This is a genomic window from Streptomyces rubiginosohelvolus (assembly GCF_014649875.1).
Lineage (GTDB): Bacteria > Actinomycetota > Actinomycetes > Streptomycetales > Streptomycetaceae > Streptomyces > Streptomyces rubiginosohelvolus.
In genome coordinates this window covers 270,558-290,077 of the sequence record NZ_BMTW01000006.1, presented here as the reverse complement: position 1 = coordinate 290,077, position 19,520 = coordinate 270,558, and the positions used below count along the sequence as shown (strand labels likewise).

Below are 19,520 nucleotides of genomic sequence, written 5' to 3'. Positions count from 1 at the left end.
CCTGTGCCTCGGCGGGGCTCACCAATATGCAGGCCACCGGCGCGATCATCGCGCGCCTGACGGGCGATGAGGTCCCGGCGACCGGACTGAAGTACGTCGGCAACCACATCAGCCTCGGCCGCCGGGACGCCATCTTCCAGATGGTGGGCGCCGACGCCCGGTCGAAGTCCTGGCATCTGGGCGGCCGGAAGGCGGCGCGGCTCAAGTCGGGGATACTCCGGAGCGCCGGATGGAGTATCGCCCACCCGACCTTCGGCCTGCCGAAGCGCAGGCGGCGGCTGGCCCCGGCGTCCGGCCGGGCCGGTGTGCGGGTCGCCGCCTAGCCCGGCGTGATCGGCAAGACACCTCCTAGGGTGTTCCGCATGGACAGCGCAACCGTCGCGACGTTCGAGGCCGGCAGAGGAAGGCTGGCCTCGCTCGCGTACCGTCTGCTCGGGTCGGCGGCCGACGCGGAGGACGCCGTGCAGGACACCTTCCTGCGCTGGCAGGCGGCGGACCGCGAACGGATCGAGGTGCCGGAGGCGTGGCTGACGAAGGTCGCCACCAACATCTGCCTCGACCGGCTCCGCTCGGCGCAGGCGCGTCACGAGCGGACGGCCGGCGCGTGGCTGCCCGAACCGCTCCTCGACGGCGACCCGATGCTCGGCCCCGCCGACACGTTCGAGCAGCGGGAATCGGTGTCCCTGGCCGTGCTGACCCTCGTCGAGCGCCTCTCGCCGAACGAGCGGGCCGTCTACGTCCTGCGGGAGGCCTTCGCGTACAGCCACGCCGAGATCGCCGCCTTCCTGGACATCACGGAGGCGGCGAGCCAGCAGCACGCCCACCGGGCCCGGACCCGGCTCGCCGACGAACGCCGCCGCAGTGGCGGCGCGGCCGACCCCGCGGCGGCGCGCCGGGTGGTCGAGGAGTTCCTCGCGGCCGCCACGTCGGGGCGGACGGACCGGCTGGTGGCGCTGCTCACCGACGACGTGACGGCGGTCTCGGACGGCGCGGGGCTGGCCAGGCGGCTGCTGCGGTACCGGACGCCGGAGCGCGTCGCCTCCTTCGTACGGGCCGGGTTCAAGTCCACTCCGGCGAAGCGTCGGCTGGCCGGTGGCCCGACGGCGATGTACGTCGCGCGGGTCAACGGCTCCCCGGCCGTCATCGCCGTGGTCGGGGACCGGGTCGTGGGGGCGGTGGCGTTCGACGTCGGCGACGGCAAGGTCGCGGCCTTGTACGGCATCGCCGCCGCACACCGGCTCACGCGCCTGGACGAGGCCTGGCGGCGGCACGACCCGGGTGTTCCGGTCGTCGACGCCTGGTGACTGGCCGTCGGATCACCGGGCGGGCCGGGCCGGCGGGTGCCCGCCCCGCTTCGGGGAAGTGCGGGGCGGGCGGTCGGATGGCCCTCAGGGGGCGGCGGCCAGGGACAGTTGGGTGTTCCAGTAGGAGACCGGCGGCAGGGTGTCCCACGGGTTGCCGTCGGCGATCGTGTCCGGCGTGATGTAGACGTGTCCGGCGTTGCGCTGCTTGCTCAGGGACACCGCTGTGCGCAGCGTGATCTCGTCAGGTGACGCGTAGACCATGTGCCAGATCCTGTCCGCGGGCACGCGTGCCTCCCAGCTCTGCGGGCGGTGGGAGCGGTAGGAGGCGTCATTGCCCTCGAAGGTGACGAGTGTGTCGGCGGCGGCGGTGTAGCACTCCTCCACGCCGGTCCCGGGGTTGTCGACGACCGTGGACGCGGCACCGTGGCGTTGCTCGACGTAGGAGCGCAGTTCGATGTAGCGGTTGACGTCCGCGTTGCCCGCTCCGCACCGGGACAGGGCCTCGTCGAAGAAGATGCCTCCGAGACCGGAACTTCCGTAGAGGCGGTACCAGGTGTCGACGTCGCTCTTGATCTGGCGCATCCACTCGGCGGGGTCGGTCGAGCCGCTCCGGGTCGTGATGCCGGTCGTGCCGAAGTAGCCGGTGGCCACATAGCCGATGACGGTGATGCCGGCGGACCGGGCCCGCTGGATCGCCTGGGTGTACTGCGTGTCGCCGGTACCGGGGCCGTTGTAGGGGTTGGCGATGGCGAGACCGACGCGGTTTCCGGCACCGGTCAGCTGGTCCCAGGTCGCCCCCGGGTAGAAGTAGGCGGGTACCGACACCTTCTGCGCCAGGGCCGCGGGAGAGGCCGATGCCGGTCGGACGTCGTCGGCCGGTGGTGAGCCGGCGGCGGGGGAGGCGAGGGCCGCTACGGCGACGCTGCCGACCGCGGCCGCCAAGGCGCACGAGCGTAAAGCGGAACGTAGAGAAGTCATCGAATCCTCCGGGGCATGGCAGGCCGGAGTTGGGTTCTGGGCGGCCTGCGAACGAATGGGGAGCCGGATGCGGAACGTGAGGGGGAAGCTCCGGGGAGGGTCAACATAGGAGCCCGGCGGGAGTGCGCACAACCAGCGTGTGGAAGAAATTCTCTGGTTGCACGTGTCATTGCGTGGGACAGCGCATCCGATCATGCGTTTACGCCAGGGAAAGCGCGTTCTCCACGGCGGAATGTGGCTGGTTTTACTTCAGGAACGTGGGTGCCAGTTTCGCGGGACGTTCGGGGGGTGCGCGAATCTGCGTGTTTCAGTGATCGAATAAGAAGATTCTTGCTCGTTGCCGTTGCACGGCCACCGCAACGGTTCTAGGTTGACCGCGCCGGAGCCCGCGCATCCCGGCCCTCACACCCCGTCACACCCCAACCGGAGCCGCCCCATGCGATCCCGCAGCCCCTGGAAATCCTTACGCCTTGCAGCCGCGCTGGCCGCGGTCGCGGCGGCCGCCGTGCCGTTGGCACCCTCCGCCTCGGCGGGCTCAGGTGCGGCCGAGCCCGCCGGACACCTGTCGCAGACGGTGAAGTCCGCGGCGTCCATCGTGTACGACCCCGGCATGAAGTGGCGCTGCTACAGCGTCTCCAACGAGACCGCGGGGAGCAATTACGGCAACGACTCCCGGGACTGCGGAAAGATCGTTCACCCGAACCGGGTGAACGCCGACTGCACCTGGTTCGGTTACACCTCCCCTCGGGGCGTGGAGTGCCCCGCATGGCGATTCGTCACCTACAACTGGGGGCAGGACCGCCTGCGCGCCTATCCCGGCTACGACCACCAGGTTCAGGGGGATTCCGGCGCCCCTTTGAAGCTGGTGCTGCAGAACAACTCCCGGGGCCTGAGGGATACCGCCAGCCAGACGCAGAACTGTGAACTGAAGGAGGTCGCCGTCTCCTATGAGTATGTGGGGAGTTCGTTCAAACGGAAGGCCGACGGCAGCACCTACAACTTCACCGACGGCCAGGTGAAGGTCGCCTACGACGCGCTCGTCGAGCAGACCGGCGGCTTCGCCTGCGAGGAGAAGCGCGCCCTGCTCACCACGGACTTCATCTACCGGACAGCACGTGGGATCAACGTCATCTCCGTCGTCCACTTCGACCCGGGCCCCTTCTCCCGGCCGAATGACGACGGCGTGCTGTGGTCCAACAACTGCCGCAAAGCCGACGGGACGGCCGACGGCTGCCGGATGACGGTGCACGGCGAGCAGCTGACCCTCAGTGAGCGCCGGCATCTGGAGGTCGACTTCTCCGGCATCGCGACGAAGTACCGGGGCTACCTCAACGGCGAAGCGGTTCCCAGCGCCTCGCAGATCGAGGCCGTGCAGGTGGTGAACAGCGCCAAGGGCGCCGACCTGAAGGCAGAGATCTCCGGACTGGACGTCACCCTGGGGTAGCGCACCGCGTACGGCACGAACGCCACGGCGCCGTGCGGGTGCCCGGACGCGCCGGACAGCCCGCCTGCGGCGATCGCGTTCATCGACGGCGCCACGAGCGCCGTCGATGACCCCTCCCTCCCCCCTGTCCGGAATGCCGGAGTTTCCACCCTGTGCAACCGGGGGTTGACCGAAGCGGAATGTGTCCTTAGGTTTCTCGCAACCCGCAGGTATATCGATTAACCAAAGTCGTCACCCTCCCGGTTGGAGACATCTCGCTGTGCGCTCACCCCTGAGCCGGCGCGGCTTCCTCGCTGCAGGTTCCGGCCTTGCCGCCGCCGCACTCCCCGCCCTGTCCGGCTGTTCCCCCTTCGCCTCGGCCGACTCCGACCCGGGCACCCTGATCGTCCACACCCAGCTCGGTACGACCGCGCCGGGCTCCCCCACGTACAAGGCCGTGGTCAAGGAGTTCCACGCGGAGCACCCCGGGCTCCGGGTCAAGAACCTCGTGAACGGCGACGACCTCCCCCAGGTGTACGAGACCTCCCGGCTGGCCCGTAAGGAGCCGGACGTCGTCATGGTCAACCTGTACGACAAGACGCTGGCCTGGACCGACGTCGGCGCGACCGTCGACGTGCGGGAGTATCTCGACGACTGGGGGCTGCGCGAGCGGGTGCTGCCCGCCGCGCTCACGGAGTGGACCGACGGCGAGGGGCGCCTCCGCGCCTTTCCGTACTTCGCCACCAACTGGCCCGTCGCGTACAACACCGCCCTGCTGGAGCGGGCCGGAGTCGGCGCCGTCCCCACGACCGGTGACCAGCTCATCGGCGCCGCCCGGAAGTTGCGGGCCAAGGGCATCGCCCCCGTCACCGTCGGCGGCAACGACTGGACCGGGCAGAAGCTGCTGGCCCAGATCATCCAGACCTTCCTCTCCCCCGACGAGGCCCGGAAGGTCTACGCGAGCGGAGACTTCAGCGGGAGCCGGGGCGTACGGGAGGGCATCGACTACTTCGTGGAGCTGCGGGACGCCGGTGTCTTCGCCGACAAGGCGCAGGGGCTGACCTCGGACACCATGACCACGCAGTACAACACCGAGGCCGCGGCGATCCAGTCGGCGATGTCCTCGGCGCTGGCGAAGGTTCCGGCGAGGACCGCGGGGCACACCGCGGTCGGCGGCTGGCCGCTGGCCCCGGGGGCGGCCCACGACAAGCCGACCATCCTGCGTTCGTACACCCTCATCGGCTTCTGGATCAGCCCGAACGGGGTCAGGAAGATCTCATCGGTCGAGAAGTTCCTGCGCTTCATGTACCGGCCCGAGGTCGTCTCGCGCTTCATCACCGAGAGCGGGCGGGACATGGCCCTGGTGACGGACACGGTGAGCAAGGACTTTCCGCTCGTCGCGGAGGCCCAGCGGCTCGGGGACCGGGTCGGGCAGGTGCTGCTGCCGGATCTCCACGTCCCGCCGACGGCGACCCAGCCGCTGATCACCGCGACCAGCACCGCCTTCACGCGGGGGACGAGCGCAGCGGCTGTGCGCTCCGCCCTCGAAGCCGCCTACCGCACGGGCTGATCCCGCGCGCCCGAGCCCTTAGCGAGTCCCCCATGACATTGCTCTCGTCCGCCCCGGGCGGCGCCTCGGTCGCCCGGAAGACCCCGTCCGCTCCCGCCGCTCCCCCGCGCCGCAAGCAGGGCGGGGTCATCCTGGCCGTGCCGGCGCTGGTCTGGTACCTCGTCTTCATGGTCGGCCCGCTGGTCGCCATTTTCGTGATCGCCGCGCTGCACTGGCCGGGCATGCTGCAGCCGGTGTCGTTCGCCGGGCTGCAGAACGTCCGCACCGTTCTGGACGATCCGGTCTTCATGGACGCGGTGACCAACACCGCCGTCCAGCTCGTCGTCGCCCTGCCCCTGATGATCGTCGGCGCGTACATGCTGGGGTACTACGTCGCGCAGCAGCCGCCGGGACACCGGGTCCTGCGCTACCTCCTGTTCATTCCGGGCCTGATATCGACCCCGGCCAAGGCGATGGTGTTCTATGCGGTCCTCTCTCCGGACGGCCTGTTCAACGGGGTGCTGGACAAGGTGGGTCTGGGATCGCTGGCCGACGCCTGGCTGGCCTCGCCGTCGACCGCGCTGGCCTGTCTGATCGTGCTCGACGTGTGGAGCGGCATCGGGTTCACCGCCGTGCTGTTCGCCGCGCGGCTGGGCAGCGTGCCGGACGAGATCGGGGAGGCGGCGCAGCTCGACGGGGCCGGGCACTGGCGGGCCATGTGGCGCATCCACTTCCCCGTCATCAGGGACTTCGTGGGGGTGGTGACGATGCTCCAGTTCCTGTGGACCCTGTTCGGTTCGGCGCAGAACGTGCTGCTGCTCACCCAGGGCGGTCCGGGCTCCTCGTCCACGACCCTGTCCTTCCTCGTGTACCAGAAGGCGTTCATCGCGGCCGACCTCGGCTACAGCCAGACCGTGGGTGTGTTCCTGTTCCTGGTCGGTCTGGCCGGGCTGCTGACCATCCGTCGCGTCTTCCGCCAGAACTACTGATCGGAGCGGTTCCATGAAGTTCGGAAGGTCCTGGCTGCCCGCCCATGTCCTGGCCTGGCTGTACGCGGCGCTGCTCGTCGTCCCTCTCTACTATCTGCTGGTCTCGGCGTTCAAGACGAACGACCAGATCTTCGGGAGCCCGTTCGCGCTGCCGACCTCGCTGTCCGCGCACAACTTCACCGAGGCGTTCTCCTCGGCCGACCTCGGCTCGGCCGTCGTCAACTCGGTGCTGGTGACGGCGCTGGCGCTTGCGCTCACCCTGGGCCTGGCCATTCCGGCGGCGTTCGCCATCGCCCGTACGGAGGGGAGGCTGGGGGCGTTCGTGGAGCGGGTGTTCTCGCTCGGCTTCCTGGTTCCGACGTTCGCCGCGCTGTTCCCGACGTTCCTGCTGGCCGCCGCGACCGGGCTGTTCCACACCCGGGCCTTCATGGTGCTGTTCCTGCCCGCGACGGCGATGCCGCTGTCGGTGGTGATCCTGGTGCAGTTCATGCGGACGATCCCGCGCGAGATGGAGGAGGCGGCTCGGATCGACGGCGCGTCCACCTTCGGCGTGCTGCGGCATGTGTACACCCCGATGTGCATGCCGGGGATCGCCACGATCCTGCTGCTGAACTTCCTGACCTTCTGGAACGAGTACCTCTACTCGCTCGTCATCATCGGGCCGGACCCGGAGCAGCGCACCGTGCAGGTGGCGCTGCCCACCCTCAAGTCCCTGACCGGCACGGACTACGGCATCCTGACCGCCGGTACGGTGCTGACGCTGGTCCCGGTCTGGGCGGTGTACACCGTGCTGCAGAAGCGCATGCAACAGGCACTCGTCAGCGGGGCGGTGAAGATGTGAAGGTACGTCGTGAGGACCGGCCGGGGGAAAGCTTTCCCGGCCCGGTCGAAGAGGGATCCGCCGGCCCGGGACGGCCGACCATCAAAGCGGTGGCGGCCGCGGCGGGAGTCTCCACCGCCACGGTGTCCCAGGCGGTCAACGGAACGGGGCGGATCTCGGAGGCGACCCGGCGCCGGGTCCTGGCGGCGGCGGCCGAGCTGGGCTGGTCGCCCAGTGCGTCGGCGACCGCCCTGCGCCGGGCGCGGACCCGGACGATCGCCCTCGTCGTGCGCCGCCCGACGGACGTCCTCGGGGTCGACCCGCACTTCAGCGAGCTGATCACCGGTCTGGAGGGTGAGCTGGCCCCCCGCGGTTACGGTCTGCTGCTGCATCTGGTCCCGGGGCTGGCCGAGGAGAGCGCGCTGTACGAACGGCTCGTCGCCGAGGGCAGGATCGACGGTGCGGTGCTCACCGAGGCCCGGTCGGACGACCCGCGCCCCGGCCTCCTCCGGCGACTCGGCCTGCCCGCCGTGCTGCTGGGCTCGCCGGAGCGCGGGGGCCCGGTGCCCGGGGTGGGCCTCGGTCAGCAGGGCGCGGGCGTCCGTGAGGCCGTCGCCCATCTGCTGGCGCTGGGCCACCGGCGTATCGCGTACGTCGCGGGTCCGGCCGAGCTGGTGCACACCGGTGCCCGGCGGTCGGCGTTCGAACAGGCGCTGGCCGAGGCGGGGCTGCGGCCCGCCGCCGTCCGGCACACCGATTTCACCGAGGAGGCCGCCGTCGCGGTGACCGAGGAACTCCTCGCGCTGCCGGACCGGCCCACCGCCCTGGTCTTCCCCAATGACTCCATGGCCGTCTGCGGGATGGGCGCGGCTCAGCGCGCCGGCCTCCGGGTGCCCATGGACGTGTCGGTGGTGGGGTACGACAACCTCCCCCTGGGCCGCTGGCTGCACCCACGCCTGAGCAGCGTGGACCAGCAGGTGCAGCGGGTCGGCGCGGCCGCCGCGCTGACGCTGCTCGCCCGCTGCGGCGAGGACGTGCCCACCGCGCTCCTGGAGGGGCGGCCGCGCCTGGTCGTCCGGGAGTCGACCGGCCCCGCGCCTGCCGCTCCCTGATCCATGGACCGTTCACCTCGCACCCCGCGCGGACCGCCGGGACCACCCGTACCCCTTCCTGGTCGGCTCGCATCGCCCCGACGGCGGCCGACCGATCCCGTACACCGAAGAACGCCGGAGAAGGACCATGCGACGCCACAGCGCCCACCTCACCCATGACCATTCCGTGCTCCCCTGGCTCGGTGCCAACTTCTGGTCCCGCACAGGGGGTCCGCTGATGTGGCGGAACTACGAGCCGAAGACGGTGCGCGAGGAGCTGGCCGTCCTGCGGGAGAACGGGCTGACGATGACCCGGTCGTTCTTCTACTGGCCGGACTTCCACCCGGAGCCGGGGAGGATCGACGAGGAACTGTGCGACCGGTTCCGGGACTTCCTCGACGCCCATACGGAGGCGGGGATGGGGACCGTGCCGACGTTCATCGTCGGCCATATGTCCGGGGAGAACTGGGATCCGGTCTGGCGCGGGGGGCGTGATCTCTACGAGGACGTGTGGCTCGTGGGGCGGCAGGCGTGGTTCGTCTCGCAGATGACCCGTCGGTTCAAGGACCACCCCGCGGTGACGGGCTGGCTGATCACCAACGAGATGCCGGGCTACGGGCGTATCTATCAGGTGGACCCGCCCTCCAGTGATGTGGTCACCGCCTGGGCGCAGTTCATGTGCGACGCGGTGCGCGCGGCGGGCGGGACACAGCCCGTGTCGCTCGGCGACGGGGCGTGGGGCATCGAGGTGACGGGCCGCGACAACGGCTTCTCGCTGCGGGACACGGCGGAGTACGTGGACTTCGTGGGGCCGCACGTCTACCGCTCGGACACGGACCGGCCGCGCCAGCACTACCGGGCCGCGTTCGAGTGCGAACTCGCGGCGGTGACCGGGCAGCCGGTCGTGCTGGAGGAGTTCGGGCTCTCCACCGACACGGTCTCGGCGGCGAACGCGGGGATCTTCTACCGGCAGACGCTGCACAATTCGCTGCTCGGCGGGGCCACGGGCTGGATCGCATGGAACAACACGGACTACGACGGCCTCTGGGACCAGTCCCCGTACGACCACCACCCCTTCGAGATGCATTTCGGCATCACCGACAGCACCGGCCGCCCCAAGGAGCCTTTGCGTGAACTGGCATCCTTCGCCGAGGTGTTGAAGCGGGTGGACTTCGCCCGGTGCCGCCGCACCGACGCCGACGCCGCGCTGGTGGTGCCCGCGTTCCTGGAGCGCGGCTACCCCTACAGCCGGCCCGCCGACCGGCCGCTGATCTTCACCTCCCTGCATCAGGGGTACGTGGCGGCGCGCGGCGCGGATCTGCCCGTGGCGTTCGCCCGGGAGGCCGACGGTCTGCCGGACGACGCCGCGTTGTACCTGCTGCCGTCGACCCGTCAGCTGACGACCCGCACCCGGCGGGCGCTGGAGCGTCGGGCCCGTGAGGGGGCCACCGTGTATCTGTCGTTCTGCTCGGGCGAGCACCCGGGGACGCGCGGCCCGTGGTTCGACGATCTGGACGGGCTGTTCGGTGTCGAACTCCAGCTCTCCTACGGGGTGGCGGAGCCGATCGAGGACGACGTCCTGGAGATGACGTTCGCCGAGGGCTTCGGGTCGATCGCGGCGGGCGAGACGCTGGTCTTCCCGGTCGCGGGGAACGAGGACAGCCGCGCTTACCTCCCGGTGGTGCCGACGGGGGCCCGGGTCGTCGCCACCGACGCGCACGGCCGCCCGGCGCTGCTGTGCCACGGGACGGGCGAGGGCCGCACCGTGCTCGCGACCTACCCGCTGGAGCACATGGCCGCCCGCACGGCCCGCGCGAACCCCGAGCAGACGCACCGGCTGTACGCGGCGCTCGCCGAGGTCGCCGGGGCGGCGCGGCCGGTGACGGTGGACAGTCCGTACGTCGCCGCCGACACCCTCGTCCACGAGGACGGGACGCGGTACGTCTGGCTGGTGAGCCAGTCCGAGGCGGAGCTGAGCGTACGACCGGTGGCGGACGGTGAGTTGCATGAGCTGGAGGGCGGTGAGCCGGTGCGGGACGTGGTGATGGCCCCGTACGGCGTGCGTGTCCTCGAACTGCGTTGAGCGGCCCGGCCCTTCCCGCCGTACGACCGTCCTGCCCTGCTTCCGGCCGAGGAGATCCGCGCCATGACCGATGACCCGCTCTTCCGCGACCCCGCCGCGCCTGTCGCCGCCCGGGTGCGGGATCTGCTGGGCCGGATGACCCTGAACGAGAAGGTGGGTCAGGTCAACCAGCGGATGTACGGCTGGGACGCGTACGAGCGGACGGCGACCGGTCATCGGCTCACCGAGGCGTTCCGGGCCGAGGTGGCCGCGTTCGACGGGATGGGCGCGCTGTACGGATTGCAGCGCGCGGACGCCTGGTCGGGCGTGACGGCGGAGTCGGGCATCGGGGCGGCGGAGGGTGCGCGGGTGTCCGACGCCGTCCAGCGCCATGTCGTGGAGCGGACCCGCCTCGGCATCCCCGTCCTGCTGGTGGAGGAGATGCCGCACGGGCTGCAGGCCCTGGACGGCACCCTGATGCCGGTCAATCTGGCGGTCGGCGCGACGTGGAATCCCGAGCTGTACGAGGAGGCGGCCGCGCTCGCGGCGGCACAGCTCCGTTCGCGGGGCGGGCATGTGGCCCTGGTGTCGGCGCTCGATCTGGTGCGGGATCCGCGCTGGGGACGTGCCGAGGAGTGTTTCGGTGAGGACCCTTATCTGGCGGCCCGGTTCACCGAGGCGCTGGTACGCGGGGTGCAGGGGCCGCCGGGCGAGCGGATCGGGCCGGACCGGGCGGCGGTCGTGCTCAAGCACTTCGCGGGGCAGGGCGCGGCGGTCGGGGGCCGCAACAGCGCGGCGACCGAGCTGGGCCTGCGTGAGCTGCGGGAGATCCACCTGGAGGCGGCTCTGGCGGGGGTGCGGGCGGGGGCCGCCGGGGTGATGGCCGCGTACAACGAGTTCGACGGCCTGCCCTGTGCGGCGAACCGGGATCTCCTCACCGGGATCCTGCGCGAGACATGGGGTTTCACGGGTCTGGTGTTGGCCGACGGCCTGGCGCTGGACCGGTTGGTGCGGCTGGCCGGGGATCCGGTGGCCGCCGGGGCGATGGCGCTGGCGGCGGGTACCGATCTGAGCCTGTGGGACGGCTGCTTTCCGCGGCTGGCCGAGGCCGTCGAGGGCGGGCTGGTCGACGAGGCGGTCCTCGACGCGGCCGTGGGACGGGTCCTCGCGCTGAAGTTCCGGCTCGGACTCTTCGAGCGGCCGTACACCGGTGACCGGCCGCCGGCCGCCGGGCCGGAGCGGCTGAGCGAACGCATCGCCCGGGAGTCCGTCACGCTGCTGGCCCACGACCGCGTCACGCTGCCGCTCACCGGCGGGGCCCGCATCGCGGTTCTCGGCCCGAACGCCGACTCCGTACCGCAGCAGATCGGCGACTACACGGCGCCTCAGCGTCCCGGCACCGGGGTGAGCGTCCTCGACGGGCTGCGGGCGGCGGCCCCGGCGGGCACAGAAGTCGTGTACGCGCGGGGCTGCGGGCTCGTCGGGGGCGACCGGTCGGCCCTTCCCGAAGCGGTCGCGCTCACTGCGGGGGCGGATGTCGCGGTGGTGGTGCTCGGCGGGTCGAGTGCGCGGGCGGCGGAGACGCATTTCGATGCCAATGGCGCGGCCGTCGTCACCGGCGACCCCGGCGGGATGACCTGCGGCGAGGGAGTGGATCTGGCGGACCTCTCACTGCCGGAAGGCCAGTTGGCCCTGCTGGACGCGGTGGCCGCCACGGGTACGCCCGTGGCGGTGGTGCTGGTCCAGGGGCGGCCGCACGCGCTGCCGGACCTGGCCGGCCGCGTGGGGGCGGTGCTCAGTGCGTGGTATCCCGGGCCGTGGGGCGGTCGGGCGGTGGCCGACGTGCTCTTCGGCGTGGCGGAGCCGGTGGGCCGGCTCCCGGTGTCGGTGCCCCGGTCGGCCGCCCAGCTGCCGGTCTTCTACAACGGGAAGGACCACGGCTACCGGGGCTACGTCGACCAGCCCGCCACCGCGCGGCATGCCTTCGGCCACGGGCTGACGTACAGCTCGGTGGAGTACGGCGTGCCGCGGCTGTCCCGCTCGGCGGTCGGAGTGGCGGAGTTCGCCGGTGAGGGCCATGCGGTGACTCCCCCGCCGGAGCACGGTGACGGGTACGGCACGGGGCGCGACGACGGGGCGAGGCTCGGCGGCGGGCCGCAGCGCGATGACGGCCCGGGGGCCGGTCGCGGGCCGAGGCCGGTTCACGGGCCGGTCGTGTGCTCGGTCGAGGTGTGCAACACGGGTGAGCGGCCGGTGCGGGAGACGGTCCAGCTGTACGTGCGCCGGGTCCTCGGCGGGTCGTCGTGGCCCCGGGTACGGGAGCTGCGCGGGTTCGAACGGGTAGCCCTGGCACCCGGGGAGTGGGCGGAGGTCTCCTTCACGGTGGACGCGGGGGTGCTGGGGTCCGTGTCACGTTCGGGACGACGGGTGGTCGAGCCCGGGGAGTTCATGATCGAGGCGGGTCCGTCCTCGGACCGTGCACAGGGCGTGCCACTGACGGTGCGGGCTTCCCCGCCGGAGGCGGCCCCCGGCGCAGAAGCTCCTGGCTCTTCGCGTCGGTCCCCGTAAACCTCGGCGCGGTCGATGCTCACGAAGGACGCCCCGGACCGGGAGTTGTGCTCGATCGTCGCCCTGACCCGCAGGGTGTGGTCGCCGTGGCGCCCGCCCGCTCGCTCCAGTGGGCGCCTGGGCGGGCCGGGGCGCCGTCGGCCTATCGGTGCCACCATGGAGAGGTGACCTCGCACGAACAGCGGACCGTCCGGCGTCTGGAGCAGGCGATCCTCGACCTGCTGGAGCGGCGTGGGCCGACCGCGACCATCTGTCCCTCCGATGCCGCACGCTCGGTGTACGGGGGCGACGACGACGGCTGGCGGTCCCTGATGGAGCCCGCACGTCAGGCGGCTCGGCGGCTGGTCGGAGCCGGCCGGGTCGAGATCACCCAGGGTGGCCGGCCGGTCGAGCCGGACGAGGCCCGGGGGCCGATCCGGATCCGCCGCGTCCGCTGACGTCCCCGGAGGCGCACGGACCGGTCGCCCCGCATCAGCGGTGAGGGGTCAGACGGCGGGGCGGGTGTGCACGCTGACCGCGTAGCCGCCGCCGTCGCTGTACGGGTCGCCGCTCCAGGTCGCGTAACGCTGCCGCAAGGTCAGTCCGGCCCGGGCGCACCACTGGTCGAACTGGGCGAGGGTCACCGGCGCTTCCTCCAACGGCAGGTGGGCCGTGTCCAGTCCCATGCCCGTGACCAGGAGACCACCCGGGCGCAGTACGGCGGCCAGTTGCCCGACGACAGCCGGTCCGGTGCCGGGGGCCAGGAGAGGGATGACGTTGCCGGCTGCGAGCACGAGGTCGAAGTCCGTGTCCAGGCCGAGGGTGTCCAGCAGGGCCAGGTCACCGAGGAGCCAGTCCTGTGCGGGTGCCTCGCGGTGTGCGACGGCCAGCATCGAGGCGTCGACGTCGACGCCGGTGCAGTGGTGGCCCAGTTCGGCGAGCCGGATCGCGATGCGGCCGGTGCCGCAGCCCGCGTCGAGCACACGGGCCCCGGGCTTCAGCAGCGCGGTGCAGAAGGTGGCTTCGCCGTGGACGTCTTGGCCCGATGCGGCGAGCCGGGCGAACCGCCGCGCGTACTCCTCCCCCGCCTGTCCACCGGTCAGTTCCGCCCAACGGTCGCGTTGCCCTGTCATGTTTCCGCATGCCTTCCGGTTCGCTCTTCCCTCAGCGGGAGCATAGGAGATCGGGGGACAGGGGCGGCCCGTACGGTCAGCCCGTGGGTTCTTGGGGCTTCTGACCCCACGCCGTGAGCATCCCGGCCGACAGCGCTGCGCATGCGTCGCTCTCCAGGTACCGGACCGCGGCGTCGATGCCGGTGTCGTCGACCAGGCCGGTGGCGACCATGGCTTGCCTGCTGCGCTGCCAGGTGTCGGACCAGAAGCGGCTGATGGCGCTGCCCGGCACCAGCGGTGGGACGTGGATCTCGGCTGCCACGTGGTCGAGCCCGGCCCCGCGCAGGAGGTGCGGGTACGACGGGACCGAGGAGACGTCGGTGCCGATGGTGGCCCGCAGCCCCTGCCACATCGCCCGCATCGCCGTGGAGTACGGGGTGGCCGGTGTCCGCTCACTCGTCAGGTCGACCGCGTCGCTGAGCACCAGCACACCGCCGGGCGTGAGGAGTTCGGCGAACCGGCTGATCAGGCGGTCCCGCTCGGGCAGATGCATCAGCACGAACCGTGCGTGGACGAGCTGAAAGGAACCGGGGGCGAAGTCGGTGGCGGTGACGTCGGCCTGAAGTGTCCGCAGGCCGGGCGCGGGGCGTGCGTCCAGGAACCGTACGTCGCGGTCCACGGCGAGCACGCTCGCCACCGCGGTCTCACCCAGCAGCCGGCGGGAGACGGTGCCCGTTCCGGCTCCGATGTCGAGGCAGCGCCATCCCGGTCCGGCGCCGAGCGCGCGGAGCCGAGCCATCGTGATGTCGTCGTAGGCGAGCGCACCGAAGTCGATGCGCTCCGCCTCCCCCGCCCGGTCGGGGCGGAAGAACGCCTCGCCGTAGCGGCCTTCGCCCGGCGCGTCCCCGGGAGGAGAGGGGTTCACGCCGTCACCCGTACGGCACCGGACCAGGCGCCCCTGTTCCGTCCTGGCCTTCGGCCGCCGACGGCGGGGGTCGGCGGGTCGTCGAGCAGTTCCATGGCCGGGCCTCTCCACGCGACAGGGGTGGTGCGGGCGGCCCCGGTCCGGGACCGCCCGCGGTCATCCTTCACCGGCCGGCGCCCGTGCGGCCGAGGCTCGCCGCGGCTGAGGCCGATCGGTGCACGGCGGGACACCCGCCGGGGTGTGCGGAGTGCCGGTCAGGGTTCAGGGCTGGATCGGCATGGACCAGCAGTTGGAGGTGGACGGTTTGCCCGCGAGCCGGTCGGTCAGCCAGCCGATCGCCTCGCCCTGGTCGGTGAGGAGAGGCACCAGGTGGTTGGTGAGGATCTTGTCACCGAGATTCGGCAGGACGACGGCGTCGTAGGTGATGTCGCCGCCCTTGCGGCACCAGTCGACGGCCAGTCGGCGGGCCTGGGCGTGGGGGACGATGTCGTCGTTGACGCCGGTGGCCAGACGTACGGGGCCGGACGGCTTGAGCGTTCCGATGCGCTGCTTGTCCAGGGCGGCCCGGGCCTTCGGCTCGGCGGCGATGATCTCTCCGATGGATTTCCCGCTGGTGGTCCACTTGCTGCTCCTGGCGAACCCGTAGCCGAAGATCGCGTCGCCGACGCACATGGTGGAGGCATCCGCCAGGGCGGCCTTCCCGGTGGTGCTGATGTTCGCCTCGACGACCGCGCGCAGGTCGGGGTCGGACTGGGCGAACCCGTTGATCGACCAGGCGAGCGCACCGGCGAGCGCGCTGCCGTCAATGCCTTTCATGACCGAGGTCAGGTCGGCGGGCGGCGCGCCGGCGTAAGTGCCGGCGAGGGGTACGTCGGGGGCGTAGGAGGGCTGGAGTTCGGCGGCCGCCGCACTGGCACCGCCGCCCTGGCTGTAGCCGTACAGGCCGGTCCGGGAGTCCGCGGTGACCGAGGCGCCGGGCACGGAGCGCGCGGCACGGGCCGCGTCGAGCAGGGCGTGCCCCTGGTCGAGGCGGTTGACGTAGGTGTGCAGGCGGTCCGTGGCACCCAGGCCGACGTAGTCGGTGACGACGACGGCCGCCCCGGTGGCCAGGATCCGGTAGACGGCCAGCGCCTCGTAGCCGACGGAGACGGTGTCGCCGTTGAGGGTGAGCGGGTGCTGCAGGGCGAAGGACGGTGCGCACTGGTCGCCCTGGCCCATGGTGCCCGAGGCGACGGCGACCAGGGGGCGCGGGCCGGAGCCCTTCCAGACCGCCGAGGGCTCGATGTAGGCGCCGGTCACGGCGACGGGCTTCCCGGCGGAGTCGGTGGACTTGTACATGAGGCGAGTCGCGGTGCCCGGCATCGGGCGGCCGTCGAGGCCGGGGATGTTCAGCCCTAGGGGCAGGGCTTCGGTGCGGATCAACGCCCCGTTCATGGCAGGCAGTTCGGTCGGAGGCGTGTAGAACTCCGGGATGGTGACGCCCCGGGAGACGACGGGCGGCGCCCCGGCCGCGGACGCCGGGACGGCCGACAGGCCCGCGCAGGCGGTCCCGGCGGCCAGAGTGCAGGCCAGGAGGCGCAGACGGATCGGGGGACGGTGGCGGCCGGCCTCTTCCGGCCGGGTGGCGCCCAGGGCCGGGCCCAGGTCCTGGTTCGGGGTGGCGGCGGTACGGAAACGGGTTCTCGTGCGGCTCACGGTGTGTTCCTCGTTTCTCGTGCTGAGGGTTGGGGAAGTGGCCGGCTCGGTGGGGGAAGAAGAGAACGGCGTCGCACATCAAGTCCTCTTCCGAGCAACCTTGTTACTCGCTGGTCAGTTTCGGCAGCGTAGGCCTGTGTGTCACTCAGTGACAAGACGTCTGCATGCGCCATTTCCCTTGCGGGTCGCTATGCTTCCGGGACGGAACGGAGCCATGGACGGGACGGAAGCCGGGGGCGAAGGTGCGCGAACTGCCGCCTGTTGAGGGCCGGCTCCAGGCGGACGGACTCATGGCGGGGGCCGTCGGCAAACCGTCGCTCGCTCAGCGGCGCAGGGCCGCCCTCCGGCTGGAGATCGCGGGCGAGGCGGTCCGTCTGTTCACCTCGCAGGGCGTCACCGGCACCACGGGCGAGGAGATCGCCCGGGCCGTGGGCATCTCGTCCCGCACGCTGTGGCGGCACTTCCCCACCAAGGAGAGTTGCGTCCTGCCCGTGCTCTCGGCGGGGCTCCAGTTCGCCGTGGACCGGCTGGCCGCGTGGCCGCCGGAGATGACGCTGGTGGACTTCGTGACGCGGTCCGGCCGGAGCGGGACCCTGCCTCCCACGGCTCCGGCCATCCTCGATCTGATCCGTATGACGTCCACGGAGCCCGCGCTCCGGGCCGTCTGGCTGCAGGCCCACGACGACGCCTTGCCGGTGCTCGCGGAACTCCTCGCCCGGAGATCCGGCGGCAGCGCCGAGGCCCTGCGGACGAAGGTGCACGCGGCGACGATCAACGGCGCGCTGCGCGCGGCGGCGGAGGAGTTCGCGCATCGGTACGCGGACGATCCCGAGGCGTCGGGCGACGAGATCACGGCGTGCGTCCTGGCCGCGCTGCGAGCCGCTGCGGAGGGCCTGCCGTACTGACCCCGTGGGCGCTGGGCGAAAATGGACTTCAGGTTCCCTTCAGTTCGGGCTGTTAGAGTGCAGTCCTGCGGCGTTAATTCGCCGAGCGGCTTTGACAGTTCGTTCTACGGGCCGAATCGACCGGGACAAGGAGCGTAGGAATGCGCTGCAGGGAGATGCTGGCCCTCTACGCCGGTATCGCCGTGCTCCTGATGATTTCCGCGTTCTCGCTGGGCTCCTCCTCCCAGGCCCTGGGGGCCGTCGACGCGGCAGTGCATTCCGCGGACCGTGCCATGTCCGTCGTCGACACATCGGGGCCGAATGTTCCGCTGGACGGCGTGGACGGTGACGTCACTCTCCAGCAGCGCCACAAAGCGGGAAGCACGACGACGACGTCCCCCGTTCAGGCAGGCGTTCCTTCTTCCGCACCGGATCTGCACGACTGCTCGACGGGCGTCGCCCGGCACCACGCTTCGCCTTCGGGATCGCGAAGCCCCGCCCAGGCCCGGATCCTTCGCTGCTGAGCGATCCCGTGCGATCACCCCGTGATCGTCCGGAATGCGAGCGCTGATCTTCCGCTCGCTCACCTGCGCCGTGGCGTCCCGTTTCGCACGCATCGCGGCTGTGCATTTCCTCTTCCGTCTTTCATATTTCTGAGCCCTTTCTCAGCCCGTGGCCCGCGGAATTCCTTCGCGATACGGGCCGTACGGGATACCCGAAACCTATGACTCAGTCCTGGAGCAGACGTACATGTACCACTTCTCCCTCGCCTCGGAACCGACGAGCGGCATCGCAGGGTGGGCGACCAGCCTCGTCGACACCATGGGCGGCCCCGGGGCCGGGCTGGCGATCGCCCTGGAGAACCTCTTCCCTCCGCTGCCGAGTGAGATCATTCTGCCGCTGACGGGCTTCGCCGCGGGGCAGGGAGTGATCAGCCTGTTCTCCGCCCTCTTCTGGACGACGCTGGGGTCGGTGGTGGGCGCGGTCGCGCTCTACTGGATCGGAGCCGCCTTCGGCCGGGAGCGCATGTACGCCCTGTGGGACCGGCTCCCTCTGGTGAAGGTGTCCGACCTGGAGAAGACCGAGCGATGGTTCCTCAAGCACGGCAGGAAGGCCATCTTCTTCGGCCGGATGATTCCGATTTTCCGCAGCCTGATCAGCGTCCCGGCAGGCGTCGAGCGGATGCCCCTGCCGATCTTCGTTCTCTTCACCACGCTGGGCAGCTTCATATGGAACTTCGTCCTCGTGATGGCCGGATATCTGCTGGGTGACCAATGGGACCTCGTGGAGCGTTACGTCGGGGTGCTCTCCAAGGTGGTGCTCGGGCTGGTCGTCGCGGCGCTCGTCGTGTGGGTCGTCCGCCGGGTGCGTGCCCGACGCGGCGAGCGGCAGACCAACCACGTATGACCGTTCTCCCGGCATGACCGTCAAGGGGCCGCGCGCGGTGCGCGGCCCATCGATCCGATCGACAAGGTGGCAGACATGGCAATGTGGGATCGCCTCAAGGACCAGGCCAAGGGGCTTCAGCAGCAGGCACAGGGCGCGAGGGGCCCCGCCGGTCAGCGGCAGCCGGGAACCGGAGGCCCGGGGGCCTCGGGAGGTTCGGGGGGCTCGAAGGAGAAGCTGGTCGGGCTGCTCAAGTCGCAGCTCGGCTCCCTGAAGACCGAGCTCAAGAGCGGGGCCTACCGGGACGCCAGCATGGCGATGTGCGCGCTGGTCGCGGCCGCCGACGGTTCCGTCGACCCGGCCGAGCGGCACCATGTGGAGAACCTGATCCTGCAGAACGACGTCCTGCAGAACTTCCCGCCCGAGCAGCTGCGGCAGCGGTTCAACAAGCACGTCGACCAGCTGACCTTCAACTTCCAGCAGGGCAAGGCCGATGCCATGCAGGAGATCGCCAAGGCGGCGAAGAAGCCGGTGGAGGCCAAGGCGGTCGTCCAGACCGGCTTCGTGATCGCCGGCGCGGACGGGTACATCGCCCCGGCCGAGGCGCAGGTTCTGCGGGAGGCGTGCATGGCGCTCGGTGTCTCCCCGCAGGAGTTCGGCCTCTGAGCCGTCAGGTTCTGGCAGGACACAGCACAACCTTGGGCGTTCCTTGATCGCCATAGGGCTGCCGGGGCATGCCACGCCCCGGCAGGAGT

Annotated in this window: 17 protein-coding genes and 1 pseudogene; 14 read left to right on the top strand and 4 right to left on the bottom strand. The window is 71.2% G+C overall.

Annotated features, from left to right (window positions below):
- Both IE134_RS34195 and IE134_RS17100 read left to right on the top strand, forming a co-directional pair.
- A pseudogene (locus tag IE134_RS34195) lies at positions 1-323 on the top strand (oxidoreductase); the annotation flags it as partial.
- Between the two features lie 39 nt (positions 324-362).
- Positions 363-1,304: a sigma-70 family RNA polymerase sigma factor gene (locus tag IE134_RS17100; RefSeq protein WP_098017595.1), complete on the top strand. Its 942-nt coding sequence runs from the start codon at positions 363-365 to the stop codon at positions 1,302-1,304.
- Positions 1,305-1,388: 84 nt separating this feature from the next.
- On the opposite strand, the gene IE134_RS17095 is transcribed toward IE134_RS17100, so the two are convergent.
- Positions 1,389-2,246, bottom strand: a complete 858-nt coding sequence (locus IE134_RS17095) for a spherulation-specific family 4 protein (RefSeq protein WP_189430945.1) — start codon at positions 2,244-2,246, stop codon at positions 1,389-1,391.
- A gap of 472 nt (positions 2,247-2,718) precedes the next feature.
- Here IE134_RS17095 and IE134_RS17090 point away from each other — a divergent pair, with 472 nt between their 5' ends.
- The 8 genes from IE134_RS17090 to IE134_RS17055 all read left to right on the top strand — a co-directional run bounded on the left by IE134_RS17090 (position 2,719) and on the right by IE134_RS17055 (position 13,221).
- Entirely contained in the window at positions 2,719-3,726 is a 1,008-nt protein-coding gene (locus IE134_RS17090; protein WP_143668752.1) for a hypothetical protein, read from the top strand.
- 259 nt (positions 3,727-3,985) lie between these two features.
- Positions 3,986-5,275, top strand: coding sequence for an ABC transporter substrate-binding protein (locus IE134_RS17085; RefSeq protein WP_126931797.1), 1,290 nt, complete (start codon positions 3,986-3,988; stop codon positions 5,273-5,275).
- Between the two features lie 32 nt (positions 5,276-5,307).
- The gene (locus tag IE134_RS17080; RefSeq protein ID WP_098017607.1) at positions 5,308-6,243 is read left to right on the top strand and encodes a carbohydrate ABC transporter permease; all 936 of its coding nucleotides are present in this window, start codon (positions 5,308-5,310) and stop codon (positions 6,241-6,243) included.
- Between the two features lie 13 nt (positions 6,244-6,256).
- Complete coding sequence (locus IE134_RS17075; RefSeq protein ID WP_030717909.1) at positions 6,257-7,084, top strand: carbohydrate ABC transporter permease; 828 nt, start codon at positions 6,257-6,259, stop codon at positions 7,082-7,084.
- A gap of 89 nt (positions 7,085-7,173) precedes the next feature.
- Positions 7,174-8,175, top strand: coding sequence for a LacI family DNA-binding transcriptional regulator (locus IE134_RS17070; RefSeq protein WP_030717906.1), 1,002 nt, complete (start codon positions 7,174-7,176; stop codon positions 8,173-8,175).
- 127 nt (positions 8,176-8,302) lie between these two features.
- Positions 8,303-10,237, top strand: coding sequence for a glycoside hydrolase 5 family protein (locus IE134_RS17065; protein WP_189430943.1), 1,935 nt, complete (start codon positions 8,303-8,305; stop codon positions 10,235-10,237).
- 63 nt (positions 10,238-10,300) lie between these two features.
- On the top strand, positions 10,301-12,784 hold the full coding sequence (locus IE134_RS17060) for a glycoside hydrolase family 3 N-terminal domain-containing protein (protein WP_126931799.1): 2,484 nt from the start codon (positions 10,301-10,303) through the stop codon (positions 12,782-12,784).
- A 164-nt stretch (positions 12,785-12,948) separates the two neighbouring features.
- Positions 12,949-13,221: a DUF3253 domain-containing protein gene (locus tag IE134_RS17055; RefSeq protein ID WP_030805414.1), complete on the top strand. Its 273-nt coding sequence runs from the start codon at positions 12,949-12,951 to the stop codon at positions 13,219-13,221.
- A gap of 48 nt (positions 13,222-13,269) precedes the next feature.
- On the opposite strand, the gene IE134_RS17050 is transcribed toward IE134_RS17055, so the two are convergent.
- The 3 genes from IE134_RS17050 to IE134_RS17040 form a co-directional block, all read right to left on the bottom strand.
- Positions 13,270-13,896, bottom strand: a complete 627-nt coding sequence (locus IE134_RS17050; RefSeq protein ID WP_189430940.1) for a class I SAM-dependent methyltransferase — start codon at positions 13,894-13,896, stop codon at positions 13,270-13,272.
- Between the two features lie 76 nt (positions 13,897-13,972).
- Entirely contained in the window at positions 13,973-14,800 is an 828-nt protein-coding gene (locus IE134_RS17045; RefSeq protein WP_189430938.1) for a class I SAM-dependent methyltransferase, read from the bottom strand.
- A gap of 261 nt (positions 14,801-15,061) precedes the next feature.
- Entirely contained in the window at positions 15,062-16,495 is a 1,434-nt protein-coding gene (locus tag IE134_RS17040) for a lipase family protein (RefSeq protein WP_189430936.1), read from the bottom strand.
- 290 nt (positions 16,496-16,785) lie between these two features.
- Between IE134_RS17040 and IE134_RS17035 the strand changes: the two genes are divergently transcribed.
- The 4 genes from IE134_RS17035 to IE134_RS17020 all read left to right on the top strand — a co-directional run bounded on the left by IE134_RS17035 (position 16,786) and on the right by IE134_RS17020 (position 19,431).
- Positions 16,786-17,400, top strand: coding sequence for a TetR/AcrR family transcriptional regulator (locus IE134_RS17035; RefSeq protein WP_030717890.1), 615 nt, complete (start codon positions 16,786-16,788; stop codon positions 17,398-17,400).
- Between the two features lie 140 nt (positions 17,401-17,540).
- On the top strand, positions 17,541-17,903 hold the full coding sequence (locus IE134_RS17030; protein ID WP_030717887.1) for a hypothetical protein: 363 nt from the start codon (positions 17,541-17,543) through the stop codon (positions 17,901-17,903).
- Between the two features lie 226 nt (positions 17,904-18,129).
- Entirely contained in the window at positions 18,130-18,786 is a 657-nt protein-coding gene (locus tag IE134_RS17025) for a DedA family protein (protein ID WP_098894323.1), read from the top strand.
- 75 nt (positions 18,787-18,861) lie between these two features.
- Positions 18,862-19,431 (top strand): tellurite resistance TerB family protein, encoded by a 570-nt coding sequence (locus IE134_RS17020; RefSeq protein ID WP_029182479.1) that lies wholly within the window; start codon positions 18,862-18,864, stop codon positions 19,429-19,431.
- Positions 19,432-19,520 lie beyond the last annotated feature (89 nt).

Bases quoted from the DNA above. Each gene is read 5' to 3' on its own strand.
- IE134_RS17050 (WP_189430940.1), bottom strand. From the start codon at position 13,896: ATGACAGGGCAACGCGACCGTTGGGCGGAACTGACCGGTGGACAGGCG.
- IE134_RS17100 (WP_098017595.1), top strand. From the start codon at position 363: ATGGACAGCGCAACCGTCGCGACGTTCGAGGCCGGCAGAGGAAGGCTG.
- IE134_RS17075 (WP_030717909.1), top strand. From the start codon at position 6,257: ATGAAGTTCGGAAGGTCCTGGCTGCCCGCCCATGTCCTGGCCTGGCTG.
- IE134_RS17025 (WP_098894323.1), top strand. From the start codon at position 18,130: ATGTACCACTTCTCCCTCGCCTCGGAACCGACGAGCGGCATCGCAGGG.
- IE134_RS17020 (WP_029182479.1), top strand. From the start codon at position 18,862: ATGGCAATGTGGGATCGCCTCAAGGACCAGGCCAAGGGGCTTCAGCAG.
- IE134_RS17060 (WP_126931799.1), top strand. From the start codon at position 10,301: ATGACCGATGACCCGCTCTTCCGCGACCCCGCCGCGCCTGTCGCCGCC.
- IE134_RS17090 (WP_143668752.1), top strand. From the start codon at position 2,719: ATGCGATCCCGCAGCCCCTGGAAATCCTTACGCCTTGCAGCCGCGCTG.
- IE134_RS17080 (WP_098017607.1), top strand. From the start codon at position 5,308: ATGACATTGCTCTCGTCCGCCCCGGGCGGCGCCTCGGTCGCCCGGAAG.
- IE134_RS17065 (WP_189430943.1), top strand. From the start codon at position 8,303: ATGCGACGCCACAGCGCCCACCTCACCCATGACCATTCCGTGCTCCCC.
- IE134_RS17030 (WP_030717887.1), top strand. From the start codon at position 17,541: ATGCGCTGCAGGGAGATGCTGGCCCTCTACGCCGGTATCGCCGTGCTC.
- IE134_RS17035 (WP_030717890.1), top strand. From the start codon at position 16,786: ATGGCGGGGGCCGTCGGCAAACCGTCGCTCGCTCAGCGGCGCAGGGCC.